The sequence below is a fragment of the Akkermansiaceae bacterium genome, assembly GCA_019634595.1.
Taxonomy (GTDB): Bacteria; Verrucomicrobiota; Verrucomicrobiia; order Verrucomicrobiales; family Akkermansiaceae; genus Luteolibacter.
Map to the genome: position 1 here is coordinate 780,223 of JAHCBC010000002.1, position 17,701 is coordinate 797,923.

The following is a 17,701-nucleotide window of genomic DNA, read 5'->3' on the forward strand; positions in this document are numbered from 1 at the left end:
AACCGCCCTCGCTCATGATTCGCATGAATTCCGCTCATTCTGAAGAAAATCCCCTCCCATGAGAAAATGGAGTGATCTGCTGGGCGTCGAACTGAGTGCCGTCAGTTGGAAAGAGAAGGGGATTTCCCTGCTGGGAGGTGTCCTCTCCATTCTTTTCCTCATCTTTTTCACCGGCCGCTGCATGCACCTCCCCCATGCCACCGGCTTGGTCGCATCAATGGGCGCGAGCGCCGTGTTGTTGTTTGCGGTTCCCCACGGCCAGTTGTCCCAGCCGTGGCCGGTCCTTGCGGGTCACGGCTTCTCAGCCCTCATCGGCGTGGCTTGCGCGAGATGGATTCCGGATCAAACGATGGCCGCCGCGGTGGCCGTCGGCCTTTCCATCGGGGTGATGCACTTTTTCAAATGCATCCATCCTCCCGGAGGAGCCACCGCCCTGACGGCGGTTCTGGGCGGCCCCGCCGTTCACGCCCTGGGATTTCACTTCGTGCTTTGTCCGGTGCTGGTGAACGGCCTGGTGATGGTCACCATCGCGGTGCTTTTCAACGGCTTCTTCATCTGGCGGAGGTATCCGGCGGCGCTCGCCTGGAAGCCTGCGGAGCAGCCCGGTTCCCCCACCCACGAGCAGGTGATCGCCGCGCTGCGGGAGCTGGATTCGTTCGTGGACATCTCGGAAGACGATCTGATACGGCTCAGCCGCTCGCTCATGGAACTTCAGGCATCCCTCCGTATCCTGGCACAAAAAAAGGCCCGGCGTGATGCCGGGCCTTTTGGGAAGGTGCTGAAAGTTCCGTCGATCAGGCGGAGGCGGCAGCCTCGGAGATCGCGGCACCGGACTTGCCGATGTGGGCGATGACGACTTCACCCGCGTGGGTGGCACGGACACCGGCAGGGAGCTTCACATCGCTGATGTGAAGGGAGTCACCCTCCTGGAGGTGGGCAACGTCGAACTCGAGGGTGTCCGGAAGATCGTTCGGGAGGCAGGTGATTTCCAGCGCGTGGATGTACTGCTCCAGAATGCCGCCGGCCTTCACCCCGGCAGGCTCACCGTTGAGGTGGGTCGGGATGTGGGCGGTGATTTCGGTCTTCTCGTCGATGGCGAGGAAATCGGCGTGCAGCGCGGCACCGGTGAGCGGGTCGTGCTGGATGGACTGCAGGAATGCGAGGCGGGTGCCTTCGCCTTCCACGTCGAGGTTGATCAGGATGTTCTCGGAGCTGCTGTGTGCGAGCAGTTCGCTGAAGGTCTTCGCGTCAACCTTGAGGTTGTGGGCCTCGACGGTGCGACCGTAGATGACGGATGGCAGCCAGCCTTCGCGGCGCATTTGTTTGAGGCGTCCGGATCCGCTGCGGGCGCGCGGTGCTGCTTTGAGTGATGCTTTCGTGGCCATGACAGGAGGCGTTCGTGTTCTGGGAAATGCCCGGCGGCAGGCCGCGGGCGGGGCGAGGGATGTAGCGGGCGGGCGGCCCGTTGTCAAAAATTTGTTTTATAAAGGTGTGCTTGACCCGTTTGGGGATTGTGAATACCCGGTGCGGGTCCAGTAGAACTTCAGCATGGAGAAGCGCCTTCCACTAATTCATCGTGTCTATGGTGCCATTTTCAAGATCTGGAGGGTGAAACGTTTTCGGCTGTTTGTTTCAAAGATCCGCCCGAAGAAGACGGATCGGGTGCTGGATATCGGCGGCTATCCCAATACATGGATCGCGCAACCCCCGGTTGTCCACAGCATCGATTCACTCAACGTGCATCCGGTTGACTGGGATCCGTCCCAAGCGCCGGAGCACCGTATCAACATTGTAACCGGTGATGGATGCGCCCTTGAAATGGATGACAAGAGCTACGATATTGCTTTTTCGAACAGTGTGATCGAGCACGTTGGGGAGTGGGATAGGCAGGTGGCATTTGCCAAAGAGGTGCGCCGCGTCGGCAAGGCTTTGTGGATACAGACGCCGGCGAAGGAATGCCCCGTGGAACCCCACTACCTCGCACTTTTCGTGCACTGGCTCCCGAAATCCGTCCAACGGCGTGTGCTGCGTCACTTCACCCTCTGGGGATGGATTGCCCGGCCAAGCAGGACTCAGATCGATGAGATGGTTGATACCACCCGGCTGCTCAGCAAAAAGGAGATGAAAACCCTCTTTCCGGATTGTGAAATCCACACCGAGAGGCTCTTGGGAATTATTCCCAAGTCCTATGTTGCTTTCAGAATCTCCGGAGAGTGATCTCCTCTGATCTCACATGAACAGCGAAGTGATCGACTGACCTCCGTTGATGCGGCGGATGGCCTCGGCCATCAGTGGCGCGATGCTCACGATGCTGACCTTTTCCCCTGCGGCTTGCGGGACGGAGTCGGTGGTGATCATTTCCTCAATGGCGGAGTTTTTGAGACGTTCGTGTCCCATTTCTCCGAGAATGGCGTGGGAAACCCCGGCGAAAATGCGCTTCGCCCCGTGTTTCCGGAGAATCTCCGCGGCTGCGGTGAGGGTGCCCGCGGTTTCGGTCATGTCATCCACCAGCAGGACATCCCGTCCTTCAACCTCGCCGATCACATTCATCGCTTCCACCCGGGTGGCGCTCACGCGGTGTTTCGCAACGATGGCCAACTCGGCGCCGAGGGCGTCCGCGTAGGCGCGGGCCATTTTCACCCCGCCAACGTCAGGAGAAACCACGGTGAGGTTGGTCGTGTCCGGGTGGCGTTCCTGAAGGTAGCTGAAAAGTGCGGACTTCGCGTAGAGATGGTCCACGGGGATGTCGAAGAATCCCTGTATCTGCGGGGCGTGCAGGTCCATGGTGAGAACCCGGTTGACTCCCGCCGCCGTCAGCAGATTGGCGACGAGTTTCGCGGTGATCGGCACACGGGGCTGGTCCTTCCGGTCCTGCCGGGCGTAACCGAAGAAGGGCATCACCGCGGTGATCCGCTCCGCGCTGGCACGGCGGGCGGCGTCCACCATGATCAGCAACTCCATGATGTTGTGGTTCGTGGGCGGGCAGGACGGCTGGATGATGAAAACATCCGCACCGCGGATGTTCTCGTTGATCCTGACGAAGGTTTCACCGTCCGGAAAAGCGGTCACGTGGACATCCGCGAGCGGCTGGCCGAGGCTTTTGGCGATGTTTTCGGAAAGGGTGCGGTGGGCGGTTCCACTGATCAGTTTCATGGGTCGGACGGCGGGGCGGGGGGATTGTTGACAGCGGTTTGGCCGTGGGCAATACTTTGCGCGGATTTCTCGAATCAAACCCCGCTGTTCCTTGCCTGAATCCTCCCTCCAGTCGTCCCATCCTAGCTTTGATGCTTCTGGATCCTCCGGCAAAAAGAAGCCGGATGTGTTCATGTGGGTGGCGGTGACGCTCAGTGCCGCCGTGATTTTCTGGTTTTATGCGGTGGTGGCACGCTTCGGTCCGGCCCGCGACCAATCCACCTTCGGATGGCTGAAGAGCGCTTGGAATGGTGAGACCGACTATGAGCATGGCATCCTTTTCCCCATCGTCATTGCAGGGTTGATCATTTACAAGTGGCGTGACCTGAAGGCGGCGGCCCGGGAGGGAAGTCTCTGGGGCTTGGCCGCTGTATTCGTGGGAGTCGTGTTTTTCGCCGCCGGTTACCGGACGCTCCAGCCGCGGGTGACGGCGGGGGCCCTGCCGTTCCTTCTCTGGGGGGCCGCCCTCTATCTGTGGGGCTGGCGGGTGGGGAGGATCCTGCTCTTTCCGCTTTTCTTCTTCTGGCTGGCGGTTCCCCTGCCCAGCTTCCAACAGGCGACCACCCATCTGCAGCTCATCGCCACTAAAATGGCCCATCACGGTTCGGCACTGTTCGGTGTCGAAACCTCTGTGGATGGAACCAAGGTGCTGCCGGTCAAGGGTAACTGGGAACCTCTGGACATCGCAGCCGGATGCAGCGGCATCCGCTCCCTGATGGCCCTGCTGATGATCTCCGCCGCATGGGCTTACGTGGCGAACATCGCGATGTGGAAGAAGATCCTCCTCTTCGTATCCGCCTTTCCCCTGGCCATCCTGGGAAATGCCCTGCGGGTTGTTTCCATCTTTGTGATCGCGGAGTATGGGAACGCGGAGTGGGCCAGCGGAACCTGGCATGATTGGTCCGGGTTGCTGCTGTTTTATCCGATCTCCCTGGCGCTGCTTCTTGGAATCCACACCCTCCTCGAAGGCGGGCTTCCTTGGAAGAGGGAGAAAAAAGTCGCCGTCCGGCGGACCGTCGGTGCCACTGTGGAATCCAACCAAACCCTTCCCGAGCGATGAACTGCAAACTCTTCTCCCTGCCCGTTCTCCTGGCCTTCGGTCTGGGCGGCATCTACCTCCTGCCCAGCGCTGGCAAGGTTGCCAACAGCGCCATACGGATGGAGCTGCCACAGGAGGAAGGGGAATGGATGTTCCGCAAGAACCTTCCCAGCAAGGAAGAACTCGGAGCTTTGGCCAAGGATACCGAGTTCTCTAAAGCGACCTGTTTCCGGGCCCGTCCCGGGGAATTCACTGAGGATGGCTATCGGAATGCGGACATCATCGACCTTTCCATCGTCCTGTCCGGATATGACTTGAACAACTCCATCCACCGCCCGGAGCGGTGCATGCGGGCGCAGGGGCATTACAACCTCTCCGGCAGCGATGTCACCATCAAGCTTTCGGACGGTCGCGAACTCACCGTCCGCCGGTTGCGTTCCACTCGGCCGAATCCCGGTGCATCACAGGGCGGAGCACACGAGCTCAAGTGTGTGAACTACTACTTTTTTGTGGGCCACGACCGGTTGGCGCATGACCATTTCCAGAGGACTTTGGTCGACATGCAGGACCGTCTGGTGCGTGGCATGGACCAGCGCTGGGCCTATGCTTCCTTTTCCATGTGCTTCGGCAGGATGCCTTGGTATCCGGATGCGGAAATCACCGAGGAGGAAGTGGACCGCAAGCTGGTCGAGTTCGTCTCCACCTTCGCGGAGCAGCAGATCAACTGGGAACAGATTCATCCGCAGAGCTGATCACTTCCCTTCATCAGGCGTGATCCTTGCATCCAGTAGGTACTGGATCCTCGCGCTGACAAATGAAAGGTGCTCGTCGCGTATATTCTGCTGCGCGGTGGGGAGATTGGTCGCAGCTCCAAGCCGCTGGCTGGCCTTTTGGAAGAGGGTCAATGCCTTGGATGGCTGGCGTTCCTTCCAAGCGGTTTCCGCCATTTTGCCTAGAAGAAGACCTGCCCTGAAGTCTGCCATCGGAACCCTGAGTCCTCCCGCCAAGCCATCATACTGCGCCAAGGCGCCGCTAAAATCCCCGGCCGCTTCATAGGACATGCCTACCCCGGTCACCAAGGCACGTTTGAGATCCACGCCCACCTGTTGATAGGGCATCCATGGAGTCTTCTCTTCCACCTTTGCGAATTGCCGGAGAGCTTCATCAAAGGAGCGGGAAGCCGCATCGAGTTCATTCTTCTCCAGTTCGGCCATCCCCCGGTTCACCAGATAATGGCAGAACTTGAAATGGGCCTGGTAGGCTGCCTCCATTCCTCCCTCAAGAGCCGCACCCTGCCGGTATTGGTGTTCCGCTCCCATGTCATCTCCGGCGAGGTTGAGCAAGCCTGCGAGATTGGTCCGGAGGCCGGGATCATACGGATGCAGCCGGATCGCTTCATGATAGTCCGAGATCGCCTCCTTGGTGAAGGGATCAGACGGGAGTGAAATCCCGGATGCCTTTGACATGATCTGAAGGGTGAACGATCTGTCATCGTAGAGGGTGGCTTGGGGCCAGATTGCGATGGCGTCCGACAAAGCGGCGATCTTCATTTCCGGGGATGTCTCCTCCGGGGCGGCGAAGTAGTTTTTCCAAAGTGATGAGAGCACCCGGGTCCCACGGGCACCCATCCAAAAGGAGGACAGGCAGACGATGATGCCGCTCATTACAAGGATTCCTTTGGAGAGGGATGTCCGGAATTTCGTCCGATCATCTCCGCTCTCCTGGACCGCCATTCTCGCCAGACAGATCCCTAGGAGCAGAACTCCGGGGAACAGGTGGAAAACAAAGCTGAAATTCGACTGGATGAACATCCCCGCCAATCCCGCGATGCCCCCAATATGGAATGCATCCTCCGGAGCACTCCGGGGGACGTTCCAATTGGAACAGGAACGTAGCACAACCCCGAGGCTGGTCCAGGACAGCAGGACGGTCAGCAGGACGGCTCCGACGATGCCATAGTCGGTTGCGGATTGAAGGAGTTCGTTGTGGACGTATTCGGGTCTTGCCGCACCTGTCCCGTGATCGACGGCGTTCCAGAACCGGTTGCACTCCCAACTGTAACTCCGGCTTCCCCCTCCGCTCCATGGATGGAGGTTGATGCACGACAGCGCGATGTCGTACAAGTGGAACCGCATCGACGATTCGATGACAGAAGCGGCATCCGTGACCGCCGTGCCGTCTGTCTGGAACCGGACGGTCTGGGCATCTCCCCAGCCTTTATAGACCCATCCCACGGCGGCCATGAACAACAGTGGCAGGGCGATCACCGCGACGGCGAATCCCTTGGAATCCCTCCGCTTGCTGATCAGCAGGCTGAGTATGGCGAAAACCACGAGTCCGCCGCCCACTGCGAGTATCCCGCCCCGGGAGCGGGTGTAGTAGACCGCGACCAGTCCTGCGACGGCTGACAGCGCCCATACAATCTGGGTGATCCTGGAGTAGGAACCGAACAGTGCGGATGCCCCCAAAAGGAAACCGGTGCCAATGAGGAAATTGGCACACTCATTGTAGTGACCGAAGAAGCCCGATGGCAAAGTCACCGGCCTCGAGGCAAAGATCGGATGGAAGCCGGGATCCCCGATTTGGCGGACGATGATTGCCACACTGGCGGTCAAGAGCCCTGACAAGGTCCAGAGGAAGATCTTCTCGGCGATTTTGTTGCCGGTGATGGTTGTCATCACCACAAATGCTCCAACGGTTCCTCCCAGGAGAAGCAGATCCGCGTCCCTGAGTTCAAGCACCGGCGAGATGGTCGCCCTCCATGCGAACCACAGGGCGGTGGCCACGCCGAGCAACAGCAGGCCCATGCTGAGCTTCGGCTTCTTCCGCAACAAAATTGGAATGGCAAAAGAAAGCGAAAGTCCAAGGGAAATCAAGGAAGGCCCCCAGGTCCATGGGCGCGTTTGGGGACCGATGGTCACAGCGAGGATCAACGCGACGCTGAAAAAAAGTGAGGAGAGGATCGCCATGTGGTGGAGTTCCGTACTGGTGTTCCGCGGCGGGGCGGCCGTTTACTTGGCGCCCCGGCCGAAAATGACGGCCGGAATGGTCTTCAGGAGAATGCGCACATCAAGCCCCAGAGACCAGTTGTCGATGTAACGGAGGTCCATTTTGACCCATTCATCGAAACTGGTGATCTGGTTGCGTCCGCCGGCCTGCCACTCGCAGGTGATGCCGGGCTTCACGCTCAGCCTTCTCCGGTGGGAGAGTTTCCCGAAGGCCTCGACTTCGTAAAGCGGGAGAGGGCGCGGCCCTACCAGACTCATATCTCCAAGCAATACATTGAGAAGCTGGGGCAGTTCATCGATGCTGAATTTCCGGAGGAAAGCTCCGAACTTGAAAATCCTCGGATCACGGTCGAGCTTGAAAACGGGGCCATCCATGTTGTTGCCATGGTCGTCCTTGATTTTCTGCAGAAGCTCCTCGGCGTTGGGAACCATCGTGCGGAATTTCCACATTTTGAATGGCTTGCCATAGCGTCCGGCCCTCATCTGGGAAAAGAAAACCGGGGCTCCCGGGCTCGTCAGCTTGATGCCAATGGCGGCAAAAATCCAGAACGGAGAAGTCAGGAGGATTACGAGGGCTGAGCCAGTGGTATCCATGAAACCCTTGAACATCAGCCCCCATGAAAGGTCCGGGGTGGAGCGGAGAACCAGCATCGGCTTGGATCCAACCGCATCAAAGACAGGCCGGGCGATCTGGCTGCGGATGAAAGCTGCGGCGATCCACGCTTCCACTCCCTGCAACTCACACACCTCCACCGCCCGTGAGACTTTCTCGAATTCGGTGTTTTTGGTGGAGAACAGGACACGTCCGATGGACTCGGTTTTGAGAATCTGGTAAAGTTCTTCGACAGAGCGGGTTCCGAGATCGAATCGTTCCACCACATTCCATTCGGAGGTGATCTCCGGCCCCAGTTCCTCCAGCAGTGCCGCGATTTCCGCAGGTTGTCCGGCGACGATCACTTTCTCCCGCCCGCTGCTGTTCTTTGCACGTCTTCTGAACCATGCCCTGGTGGCACTGTCACGAAGAAGCAGGAGAATGAAGACGAAAATGAGCCCGAAACCCAGAATCAGCCGCCGTGCGTCCACGACCTTCGCGAAAACGGAGAACATGGCGATCATCATCCCGATCACCGCCAGCCCTTGCAGCAGTTGAATGTAGGATCTCTTTTTCTGGCCATGTCTGATCCGGTCATAAAAGCCGAAGCGCTCGAGCACGAGGGGAGTGAAGGGTACTGCAATATACAGCACCCATGTCATCGTGGAGATTTCGTTGTCGCCCGGCTGTTGGCCGTATTGCCAGAAAAGGAGAAACTGGCGGAATGTTCCGGCCATCCAGAAAGCAAAAAACACGAGGGCCGCGTCCAGCAACTGGAGAGCCTGGAGGGTGAACGAGTCTTTTCTGCTGATTGCCATGTAAAAGGGTTTGCGGTGGAGCGCGGGGCTTGATTCTTGCTTGGAACGCCCGATTGGGCAATCGATTAACCGGGCTTCCCGGCGATCGTGAATGGAGGTAGCTGGGCGGTAAGTCCGCCAACTCCCCGCAATCAACCTCCCGGTCGTTTTCCCAATCTTCCTGTGATGGCGTCACGCACCGCCTCGATGAAGATCGCCGATGTGGGCTGGAATGGTCGGAACCAGCGGGCCAATAACAGAAAGTAGCCCGACGCCAGAATGAATGCGGTCACCCAACCGGACTCCCGGCGCTTGATCCAGACCATGTTGCGGATCCGGTAGTAGAGCTTGTTCGTGCCGAGATTGCGCTCAAGACACAGTTTGTAGTCTCCAAAAGATAGGGTGACGAGGGGACCCGCTATGGGATGCCGCAGGATGGAGGCGGATGACATCCAGAACCTGTAGCCCGCCTGCTCCAGCCGCCTTGGATACTCCTCATCCTCACCACGGAGGAACAGTTCCGCATTGACCGGTCCCACCTTCAGGTAAGCTTCCCTGGGAATCAGCGATCCAAGCCACGAGCGACGGATCTCATGCCAGTCGGTTTGACCGCTGGGAACCGAGTTGACCATTTTCCATTCCCCTGGCGAACGGCGGATCTCACAGGGCCAACTGACTCTGTCCGAACCTGGCTCCAGGACCATAGAAGTGCGGATGCCCGTGGCGGGGCCGTCCGCAGCGAGAAGCGCTGACAGGGCGTCGCGTTCAGGCCAGGAGTCGTCATCCAGAATCCACACATGATCGAAGCCTTCCGCGAAGGCCAGATCCATGGCGAGCTGGATCCCGCCGGCATTTCCGAGATTCTCAGCGGAGCGCAGGACCGATACTTCCAGCGGGAGGGCAAGTAATTCATTCTCAAGTGCCTCTGCGGATCCATCGGAAGAGGCGTTGTCGGTGATGTAAATCTTCCCGAGAGGTATGCTCTGGGCGGCCAGCAGCCGCAAACATTCACACGCCACCTCGCTGCGGTTCATCGTCGCAAAAACCGCAGCGACATGGTGTCCTCCAGAGGATGCCATCAATACGGATCGATGCTCCATGGTCATGGCCGTGGGAATCCCGGAATCTCCCGGTCGATGGTTGTGATGAATTCCGCGGTGCGCATCCCCAGCAGTTTCACATCGTAGAGCGTGGCCAATTCTCTTGCGGCGAGACCCATGGCTTTGGCCTTCCCCGGATTATCCAGAAATTCGCTCATCCTCAGAGCAAGTTCCTCGACGCTGTTGGCATCAATGGCGTGGCCGGTGACCCCTTCTTCCACCAAGGTTTCCACGGCTCCGGCCATCCGCCCGACGATCAATGGAAGGCCGCTCGCGGCCGCTTCATGGACCGTGACGGCGTAGGTATCGCCGCTGGTGGGAAGGATGTAGGCATTCGCATTCCGATATTCTTTTCGCAATCTTTCGCCTTCGACGAAACCACCGATGCTGAGCCATGGTTCCTTAAGTTCGGAGAGCCACGTGGAAAAAGGTCCACTTCCCAATACCCTCAGTTCGAAATCCTTTCTATCCGTTGCTAGCCGCTTGCAAGCCTCGACCACGATTTTAATGCCTTTTCGATCATCGAGCGCACCGGTGAAGAGAAAGCGGAATCGTTCCGGAGTCCGGCGTTCGGAGGGAAAATATTCATCCGTATCGATCGCGTGGGGTGCGAAGATGATGGGTGCGCCAGTGGGCTCAGATCGGCGGGTGGCTTCCTTGGTTTGTGCAATCACTCCTTGATAAAGAAAACCCGCCATTCGATGGAATCGTAGCCCCAGAGAAGAGCAGGCGTAGGCTGGGGGATGATCGCCAAGCTCGGTGGACAGGATGGAAACGCGATCTCTCACAGCAGCCCAAACTGAAGCTGCCAGGCAAAAGAGTGAATGCTCATGGGTCCAAACAACCTCCGGGTTGATCCGGTTGAGTTCCTTAATCAGTCGGAGATTGGGGATCTCAATGTCATTGATCCCGATGAGATGGACCACCCTGTTGATGCTTTTCCGCAGGAAAGAATCCTCCGGGATCCCGAGACCCACGAGTTCTAGCTCGCGATTGCCGGTCCCGGGATTTGCCCAAGGATGGTCCTTCGCTCCGACCATTGCAACGATCAACGTGACCCTCCATCCCCTGGCCTTCAGTGTTTTGGCGATCTCCGCATAGAAGCGGACGCGGTAAGGAGCCAATGCTTTTGACACAATGACCAGTGATCTTTCTTTTGGCATACCTTGAAATATGGGAAACAAATCGAATCGCACTTGGAGCGGGGCGCTCAGGATTTTCCGATTCCTGCGAGAAAAGCGGCGACGCCCTCAGGACGGAGGGATTCCCTCCCCCATACGCCCATTCCTCGGGAAAGATCCTCGAACCACCCGCAGGTGGATTGGGGAGCAAGGAATATCATTTTGACCGAAAGCCCGGGCAGGTCGGAGACGGCGCGTCCGTCCAGCGAATAGCTATAACCAAACAGTCCCTTGGGACGGCGGGAGACGGCGAAAATGAGGTATCCTGAAACATCCAGGAATTCCTCCAGCCCTTTCCATGTATTCGGCCTACCTTCTTCCAAATTGTATTCGACGAGGAAGACGGGCTGATGAACACGCGCGGTGGAAAGCGCCCCCCACAAAGCCAGGATGTCGAAACCTTCGATGTCGATTTTGACGGCCGCAGGCCGGAGCGCTTCTTTGTCCACGAAATCATCGATCGTAATTGTCTCGACCACGGTGGCATTTCCGTCTCCGCTTTCCTCCGGGACAATCATGTGACTTACCGATGATTCATCGCTGTCGCTGAATCCGGTGCTCCCATTTTGGTTGCTGACAGCTTTGGCGACAATTTTGACGTTGGAGAGGTCCTTCGCGGTTTCCTTGAGGTAAGGATGATTCCTTGAGTCCGGCTCAAATGCGGTCACGCGGGAACAAAGAGGACTGAGGAGGGCGGAATAGTAACCTATATGGGCGCCCACATCCAGAAAGTCCCCTTTGGTGGGGAGACTTTTCAGATAGGAAGCCAAGATATACTCCGAATTCCAATCCACATTCGCTTCCGTGACGAAGACATCGGAGGCGAAGAATTTTTCCCGGGGCAGCGGGAATCTGCTTCCCGTCGGAAGAGTGATCGTCGAAGGGGCTTTCCCCATGCGCCATGCCATACGCCTGAGGATGTAGTTGAAGATGCCGACTTCCTTGGCGAAGTGTAGATTCATAGTTGGACGGATTCCTTGTTTTGGAAATATGCGTTCGTTCCGGAAAGTGTATCCGGAGTCTGTATCCGGGGTGGCGTTTCTATCCGTTCCCCGCTTTGTCCTCTCCCCACTTCCTTCGGATCGCGGCATCGTAGTTGGCGGCCATCGCCGCGGCGTACGCATCAGCATTAAGGGCCTCGCCGATTTCCCGATGTGGTATGCGAATGATGCCGGATCTGATTTCCTCTCCGAGGATTGCTGCCATCCCGGCGGGTTCCCATGGGAGCAGACGGCCGTTCGTGCCCTCCCGGAGGATCATTTCGTGTCCAGGATGGGCGGTGAGATAGAGTCTGAGGCCGAGTGCCGCGGCCTCGATCTCCGCAAGCGAAAACGCCTCAAAATGCGAGGGCATGAAAAAGGCGTCGGCGGCGGAAAGATGCTTTTCCATATCCGGAACCAACCCCGCGAAGTGTAGGCCACCGGCATCGATGCCCAACCGGCTGAGGGACGCCCGGAAGCTCCGGATGGTTCCCGGTTTCCCGCCCAGCACAAGGAGCCGGACGGGATGGCCGGAGGCCCGCAGGGAGGCCACCGCCTGCGCGGCCTGACGCAGTCCTTTCCGTTCAAAGTGGCCGAACGCGCTGAATGAAAAGACGATGTCATCGTCTTTGAAATGGTAATGGCTTCTCATTTCATGGCGTATGGATTCCCTGTGATTCTGGTTGAAGCGGGCGGAATTGTAGGCGTTGGGAAGGTAGCGGATGATCGGAGCTACTGTGGAATCCCGGATGATCGGGGCTGATATCCCCCGGCTGACGCACCACCATTCGCCTGTTCTTCCGGGAAGAAGGGAGAGGCGTTCTTCACGCCGCAACAAGGGGCCTACAATTCGATCTTTCAGGGGCAGGCGCAAGAAATCAGGGCGTTCCAAGGCTGCTTCGGCGTAGGCGGTGTTCCAGAACTGGATGTAGCGGACATCGGTTTTAGGAAGATGGGTGCCGGTGCATTGGATCAGGGTTTCGGAGCGGTAACGGTCAGAAGTGCGATTCATCATTTTCCTGACCTTCAGGTCGTAAAAAATGGATTGGATGGCCCAGCGCTTGGTCACTGGTGTGATTCGCCTCCATTTCACCCATGACTCGTTGAGTTCGCAGTGGAAGCCCCAAATTTCGACTTCGTCGAAGCGCTGGGGCAGTACTGCAGGGGCTGCGGCCAGCCAACTCCGCATGGTCGGGCTTCGGGCGGAGACGGAGGAATCGACGATGAGGAGCCTTCTCATGATTCTCCGCCGATGAGATGAGGGAATCCTGGAGCTTGGACTTTCCGGAACAGGCAGGTGATGACGAACGGTGTTTGCTCCTTCCGCTGTTCGTCGGTCAACTTGGTTTCACGGTCCGCCCATCCCACCGGCAAGAACCTGCCTTTGAATGGAAGGGTTTCGGCGAGCATCACCCGCCTGACGGTAGGCCTGGTGTAGGAATAGCTGGTGCTGAGCCGCTCGAACCAAGGAGAAGGAAATAATGCCTCCAGATCGGCCTCGGTGTAACCTTCCCTGACATGGCCCACATTGGGATAAGGTTCGGGAGGATGGGGGACACTGATGATTAGATGCCCGTTCCGCTTGACGATCCTGCCCATTTCGGAAGCCGCTTTCTCATGCTCCACGATGTGCTCCAAGACTTGGGTTGAAAGGACACAATCAAAAGATTCATCCTTATGCGGGATTTCGGTCAAGGAACCCTGTTCCGTGGTAAAGCCCGGAAGTGATGTGAAATTGGCAATCAGAAGTTTGTAGAGGTCCGGATCATATTCAAAGCCATGACCCGCCTTGCAGTATCCGTTTTCGTTGACGAGCCGTAGCATTTGCCCTGCGCCAGCCCCTCCATCGAAAACGGTGTCTTGGGGACCAATGAGTTTGAAAGCGTCGAGAATACGCGGGAACTCAACCCGATAGCGGATTGTGTTCGATGTCAGGAGATTCCGGCGAGCCCATCCACGCAGACGGGATTTGAGATAGTTGATCATCAGGTGGTTGTTTTTGGGAAAGTGATTTGTATTTGTCAAATGGCGGGTAAATCCGATCTATTGATGTGATTTCCGTTTTTGATGAACGTCCGGTAGACCCTTTCAGTCCAGACGGCTCCGATTGTCGTCGCGAGGATGTAGGTGATGGCCGCCCCGATCAGCCCCCAAGCTTGGAGCAAGATCGAAAGGCCGCCAATGGTTGCAATGCCCTGGACCACGGCCAAGGGGGCGAATGCTTCCACGCAGAATGCTCTCAGGTAGGATGCCCGCATGTGGGTCCAGATGTAGGCTCCGCCACCACAGATAAACAGGCTCATGGCACCGGCGGGGGCGATCCGGTCTGACATGCTAGGCAAAAAATAACGAATGCCGACGGATGCCGCCAAAGCTCCGGTTGCCAGAAAGATCCACAGGCAGGAGGTGATCTTCAATCCTCTCTGATGGAGGGCCATGAGTTCGTCGAGATCATTCGATCCCGCAAGATTGCCGAGGCGGGGAAGTCTGGAGTTGTACCATACCAAGGCCACAGCCCACACCATGTTCGAAAGCTGCATGCTCATCCCTACCACACCTGCGGAGGCCGGGCCGAGTATCTGCATCGCCAGCAGGTTGTAAGCGGAGAAACAGACGAAATTGAGTCCCCATACAATCATCGTCCTTGACTGGAGAGGGAGGATTGTTTTGCGGAAATCCACCGTTCGGGAATCCGCGGAGCATAGCTGCCGGAGGAATACGGATCCCATACCCCGTGTGATCGGATAGGCGATGCAGAGGCGAACGGCTGACATTGAGGCTATTGCCCAAAGTCCGCCGCCCGCCGCCAAGGTTCCCAAGAATCCCAGCAGTGCACCAAGCTCCGTCCAGAATCTCCACCGGTTCGTGAGTGCGAGCTGGTTCGCCCCTTCGGCGCTCGAAACGATTCCCCAAGTCGCGATGCCAAGGGAACTGGCGGTAACAGTGACCCACCATTGGGCCACCCATTCAACATGAGTATGTGAGCCGAGGTGACGATGAAGAAAAATGAAACCCAGAATACCGATCACCAGAAACGTACCTAGTCCGATGAAAAGATAAATTTTCAGCGTGAATTTTGCTAAATCGAGGAATCCATTCCTGACGGCGCTGTCACCCATCACGCCAGTCGACGGTTTCAGATCCAGATTCGCATAACGATTGGCCAGAAGCTGGAGGGAGGATTGTCCGAAACCCAGATCAATCAAGCCTCTGAGCTGGAGGAGGCTTCCAAATACGTAATAAACTCCCTGTTGTTCAGGATCCAGAAAGCCGCCGATGGCCAGGATCACGAGCGGACCTAGCGCGATCGTCGTGAACCGCGACAGGGCGTGGTAGAAAACCGCACGATCTTGATAACCGTGCCGGATCAATTTCCGGCATACGGAATCAAGTGATGGCATCATGGCCAGAATTCAGGATTAACATTGTAGATGTGGCTCTTCAGTTGGCCGCTGCCGCACGAAGCAGATCCCCCAAATATTTTCCTCTGGTATCAGGAACTGAAAACGATGGTTTTCCGGGAAATGAAATTGACAAGGGTTGAGAGGATGATCACAGTCATCTTCACTACAAGATCGGGGGTGGAACTGTAGGAGATAAGCAGGAAGGCTGCGGTCTGGGCGACGGCGAAACATAGGGCGGCGCTCACGGTGAACAACGTGAATTCGCGTGCCCTCGAATGGCGCCCGGCTTTGAACACCCATCGGCGGTTAGTCTCGTAAGTGAAGGCGTTGGCGGTCAGGAACCCCATGGTGATTTCGAGAAGAAGCCAAGCGGGTCTGTTTTGCGGGTAGGCTTGCGGATCAAGCCAGACGACGCTTGCCCGGAAAAGCCAGCAACCGGAGAGAAAGACCGGAACGGAGAGGACACCAATGGCAAGATATTTGGCAAACTGCCACACGGGGGCGGCCTCGGTGCTGGCAAGATGAAGGGCGGCGGCTTTCCAGCTCTGTTTGTGCCCCAAGCGGAGGATCGCTCGGATTTCTTTGTCCGGAGAGGCTTTCATGGTTCGTCGGATGGGAGCCTGTAATTTCCCCGGCATACTGAGATGAGCTGGCGGAAAACAGAAAACAGGGCTCCTAACCCCCTGATTTTGGTGGGGGTTTTGCCAGCGGCAGGATAGGAGCGTGAGACGGGTATCTCGGTGACTTGATAGCCGCCCGCCGCCGCTTCGATCGCCAGATGATAATGGAGCTGGTAGCGGTCGAAGACCGGCCGGAAGACCGAGATCCGGGGATCTTGCAAGAGGCGCCGGCTGTAGCCACGGAATCCATTGGTGGTATCGGTGTATCGGAACCCGGCGGCTATGGACACCAGGGGCGCGTGGAGGAGATTGACCGCGAGATAGCGGATGAGCGGGGTGTTTTCGTGATGTCCCCCCGGCATGAACCGGCTGCCTTGGATATGGTCAAAACCTGCTTCGAGGGAGGCGACCATGGTCGGGATGGCTTCGAGCCCATCCTTGCCGTTTCCGTCGATGACCAAGATTCCGGCGTACCCTTCGGCAAGGGAGTAGTCGAACGCCATGCGCATCTGCGAACTCAGTTTCCCATCTCCTGACTTCACAAGCAGCGCTTTGCATTCCGTTTCCTCCATCAGCCGGAGGGGGAGCGACCCATCGGTGCTTCCTCCATCCGCGACGATGACATCGATCAAGGATGCGAAATTTCTCATGGCGGTGAGCTGCCGCTGGATCTTCTCACCTTCGTTGATGACAAAAACGCAGATGGCATATTGGCATTTTCGGGGCCTTTCCCATGCAACTTTGTACAGGGGGACCGAATCGCCGTTTCCTCGGTGGAAGGTGGTCATGGTTCTGATGATCCGGATTCTTTGACGATGCTGGATGCGACGGTGTCTTCCAGCAGGACGGAACTTCCGGCATCTTCCGAGATGAAATAGAGCGGGCGGCTCCTTACCTCGCCCAGAATGGTGCCGACATATTCGCCAAGGACAGCCAGAATGAGGCATATGAACAAAAACATGCCGCTTTGCTGCAACGATAGGGTCGTCCAGCCTTCCATGACGTCTTGTTTCATGAAGAAGATTCCCAGGACGTAGATGGCGTAGGCGAGGTTCAGGAGCGCCCCGACCAGACCTGCCATTGTGACCACCCGGAGAGGGTGCCGGCTGTGGGAGGCGATGAGATCGATTGCCATGGATGCCTCCGTGGCGAGGGGTTTGGCACGCGGGGCTTTCGCGGTTGATCGCCTTTCATAGGCAAAATATGCATGATGGTAACCGAGAGTGAGTGTGAGGATCTTCAAATAGCGGTGTTGCTCCTTGATCTGCAGCAAGGAATTGACGGACTGCCGGCTCATGACCCGGAAATCGTCCGCTCCGCGTCTGAGCGACAGGCCGAGCTGGCGACCGCAATAATTTCTGAAGATCCCACCGGCGAATTCCCGGATTCTTCCCCGGCTCATCGGGTTGGTTGCGACACCTTGGAGGATTCCCCCGGATTTGCGGCATGCTTCGATCATCGGAAGCACGGCGGAAGGAGGATCTGACGCTGGATCAAGGGTAACAACATAATCGCCGATCGTGGACTCCAGCCCGGCTGCGAGGAGAACGTCGCGGTCGAATGGCCGGGACATCCGCAGATAGCGGAGCCGCGGGATTTCCGAGAGAAGCTCGCGGGCCACCCGCGGCGTCTCGTCCGGGGAAGCGTTGTCGACGAGAATGATCTCGAAAAACTGGTAGCCGCGGAGCATCGCTCCGTCCAGCTCCTTGAGGAAGCTCGCGAGAATCGTCCCGTCGTTGTCGAGGGGAACTACTACGCTGATGACCGTTTGGGTGTCCATGAGTATAG

Annotated in this window: 17 protein-coding genes; 4 read left to right on the forward strand and 13 right to left on the reverse strand. The window is 57.6% G+C overall.

Features of this window, described 5'->3' with window-relative positions; all coding sequences use genetic code 11:
* The first annotated feature begins 58 nt into the window (after positions 1 to 58).
* The gene (locus tag KF712_09140) at positions 59 to 853 is read left to right on the forward strand and encodes an HPP family protein (protein ID MBX3741141.1); all 795 of its coding nucleotides are present in this window, start codon (positions 59 to 61) and stop codon (positions 851 to 853) included.
* On the opposite strand, the gene KF712_09145 is transcribed toward KF712_09140, so the two are convergent.
* A complete protein-coding gene (locus KF712_09145; protein ID MBX3741142.1) occupies positions 795 to 1,385 on the reverse strand; it encodes a 50S ribosomal protein L25 in 591 nt (196 codons plus the stop codon). The genes KF712_09140 and KF712_09145 overlap by 59 nt on opposite strands.
* 163 nt (positions 1,386 to 1,548) lie before the next feature.
* On the opposite strand from KF712_09145, the gene KF712_09150 reads away from it, so the two are divergent.
* A complete protein-coding gene (locus KF712_09150) occupies positions 1,549 to 2,217 on the forward strand; it encodes a class I SAM-dependent methyltransferase (protein MBX3741143.1) in 669 nt (222 codons plus the stop codon).
* 12 nt (positions 2,218 to 2,229) lie between these two features.
* Here KF712_09150 and KF712_09155 read toward each other — a convergent pair whose 3' ends face one another.
* Positions 2,230 to 3,153 (reverse strand): ribose-phosphate pyrophosphokinase, encoded by a 924-nt coding sequence (locus tag KF712_09155; protein ID MBX3741144.1) that lies wholly within the window; start codon positions 3,151 to 3,153, stop codon positions 2,230 to 2,232.
* A 91-nt stretch (positions 3,154 to 3,244) separates the two neighbouring features.
* Between KF712_09155 and KF712_09160 the strand changes: the two genes are divergently transcribed.
* Both KF712_09160 and KF712_09165 read left to right on the forward strand, forming a co-directional pair.
* Positions 3,245 to 4,252: an exosortase/archaeosortase family protein gene (locus KF712_09160; GenBank protein ID MBX3741145.1), complete on the forward strand. Its 1,008-nt coding sequence runs from the start codon at positions 3,245 to 3,247 to the stop codon at positions 4,250 to 4,252.
* A complete protein-coding gene (locus tag KF712_09165; protein ID MBX3741146.1) occupies positions 4,249 to 4,983 on the forward strand; it encodes an exosortase-associated EpsI family protein in 735 nt (244 codons plus the stop codon). Before KF712_09160 ends, KF712_09165 begins: the two co-directional genes overlap by 4 nt.
* On the opposite strand, the gene KF712_09170 is transcribed toward KF712_09165, so the two are convergent.
* The 11 genes from KF712_09170 to KF712_09220 form a co-directional block, all read right to left on the reverse strand.
* Positions 4,984 to 7,062 (reverse strand): O-antigen ligase family protein, encoded by a 2,079-nt coding sequence (locus KF712_09170; protein MBX3741147.1) that lies wholly within the window; start codon positions 7,060 to 7,062, stop codon positions 4,984 to 4,986.
* A gap of 180 nt (positions 7,063 to 7,242) precedes the next feature.
* Positions 7,243 to 8,649, reverse strand: coding sequence for a sugar transferase (locus KF712_09175; protein ID MBX3741148.1), 1,407 nt, complete (start codon positions 8,647 to 8,649; stop codon positions 7,243 to 7,245).
* A 131-nt stretch (positions 8,650 to 8,780) separates the two neighbouring features.
* The gene (locus tag KF712_09180; GenBank protein MBX3741149.1) at positions 8,781 to 9,662 is read right to left on the reverse strand and encodes a glycosyltransferase; all 882 of its coding nucleotides are present in this window, start codon (positions 9,660 to 9,662) and stop codon (positions 8,781 to 8,783) included.
* 68 nt (positions 9,663 to 9,730) lie between these two features.
* Positions 9,731 to 10,891 (reverse strand): glycosyltransferase family 4 protein, encoded by a 1,161-nt coding sequence (locus KF712_09185; protein MBX3741150.1) that lies wholly within the window; start codon positions 10,889 to 10,891, stop codon positions 9,731 to 9,733.
* Between the two features lie 47 nt (positions 10,892 to 10,938).
* Positions 10,939 to 12,000 (reverse strand): FkbM family methyltransferase, encoded by a 1,062-nt coding sequence (locus tag KF712_09190; GenBank protein MBX3741151.1) that lies wholly within the window; start codon positions 11,998 to 12,000, stop codon positions 10,939 to 10,941.
* A complete protein-coding gene (locus KF712_09195) occupies positions 11,951 to 13,129 on the reverse strand; it encodes a glycosyltransferase (GenBank protein MBX3741152.1) in 1,179 nt (392 codons plus the stop codon). Before KF712_09195 ends, KF712_09190 begins: the two co-directional genes overlap by 50 nt.
* On the reverse strand, positions 13,126 to 13,875 hold the full coding sequence (locus KF712_09200) for a class I SAM-dependent methyltransferase (GenBank protein ID MBX3741153.1): 750 nt from the start codon (positions 13,873 to 13,875) through the stop codon (positions 13,126 to 13,128). Before KF712_09200 ends, KF712_09195 begins: the two co-directional genes overlap by 4 nt.
* 35 nt (positions 13,876 to 13,910) lie before the next feature.
* Positions 13,911 to 15,293, reverse strand: a complete 1,383-nt coding sequence (locus tag KF712_09205; GenBank protein ID MBX3741154.1) for a hypothetical protein — start codon at positions 15,291 to 15,293, stop codon at positions 13,911 to 13,913.
* Positions 15,294 to 15,382: 89 nt separating this feature from the next.
* Positions 15,383 to 15,895, reverse strand: a complete 513-nt coding sequence (locus KF712_09210) for a GtrA family protein (GenBank protein ID MBX3741155.1) — start codon at positions 15,893 to 15,895, stop codon at positions 15,383 to 15,385.
* Positions 15,892 to 16,701, reverse strand: a complete 810-nt coding sequence (locus KF712_09215) for a glycosyltransferase family 2 protein (GenBank protein ID MBX3741156.1) — start codon at positions 16,699 to 16,701, stop codon at positions 15,892 to 15,894. The genes KF712_09210 and KF712_09215 overlap by 4 nt, the downstream gene beginning before the upstream one ends.
* On the reverse strand, positions 16,698 to 17,693 hold the full coding sequence (locus KF712_09220; GenBank protein ID MBX3741157.1) for a glycosyltransferase: 996 nt from the start codon (positions 17,691 to 17,693) through the stop codon (positions 16,698 to 16,700). Before KF712_09220 ends, KF712_09215 begins: the two co-directional genes overlap by 4 nt.
* Positions 17,694 to 17,701 lie beyond the last annotated feature (8 nt).

Bases quoted from the DNA above. Each gene is read 5' to 3' on its own strand.
- KF712_09215 (MBX3741156.1), bottom strand. From the start codon at position 16,701: ATGACCACCTTCCACCGAGGAAACGGCGATTCGGTCCCCCTGTACAAA.
- KF712_09155 (MBX3741144.1), bottom strand. From the start codon at position 3,153: ATGAAACTGATCAGTGGAACCGCCCACCGCACCCTTTCCGAAAACATC.
- KF712_09140 (MBX3741141.1), top strand. From the start codon at position 59: ATGAGAAAATGGAGTGATCTGCTGGGCGTCGAACTGAGTGCCGTCAGT.
- KF712_09175 (MBX3741148.1), bottom strand. From the start codon at position 8,649: ATGGCAATCAGCAGAAAAGACTCGTTCACCCTCCAGGCTCTCCAGTTG.
- KF712_09200 (MBX3741153.1), bottom strand. From the start codon at position 13,875: ATGATCAACTATCTCAAATCCCGTCTGCGTGGATGGGCTCGCCGGAAT.
- KF712_09165 (MBX3741146.1), top strand. From the start codon at position 4,249: ATGAACTGCAAACTCTTCTCCCTGCCCGTTCTCCTGGCCTTCGGTCTG.
- KF712_09190 (MBX3741151.1), bottom strand. From the start codon at position 12,000: ATGCCGCGATCCGAAGGAAGTGGGGAGAGGACAAAGCGGGGAACGGAT.
- KF712_09185 (MBX3741150.1), bottom strand. From the start codon at position 10,891: ATGCCAAAAGAAAGATCACTGGTCATTGTGTCAAAAGCATTGGCTCCT.
- KF712_09210 (MBX3741155.1), bottom strand. From the start codon at position 15,895: ATGAAAGCCTCTCCGGACAAAGAAATCCGAGCGATCCTCCGCTTGGGG.
- KF712_09220 (MBX3741157.1), bottom strand. From the start codon at position 17,693: ATGGACACCCAAACGGTCATCAGCGTAGTAGTTCCCCTCGACAACGAC.
- KF712_09145 (MBX3741142.1), bottom strand. From the start codon at position 1,385: ATGGCCACGAAAGCATCACTCAAAGCAGCACCGCGCGCCCGCAGCGGA.
- KF712_09195 (MBX3741152.1), bottom strand. From the start codon at position 13,129: ATGAGAAGGCTCCTCATCGTCGATTCCTCCGTCTCCGCCCGAAGCCCG.
- KF712_09150 (MBX3741143.1), top strand. From the start codon at position 1,549: ATGGAGAAGCGCCTTCCACTAATTCATCGTGTCTATGGTGCCATTTTC.
- KF712_09180 (MBX3741149.1), bottom strand. From the start codon at position 9,662: ATGAACCGCAGCGAGGTGGCGTGTGAATGTTTGCGGCTGCTGGCCGCC.
- KF712_09205 (MBX3741154.1), bottom strand. From the start codon at position 15,293: ATGATGCCATCACTTGATTCCGTATGCCGGAAATTGATCCGGCACGGT.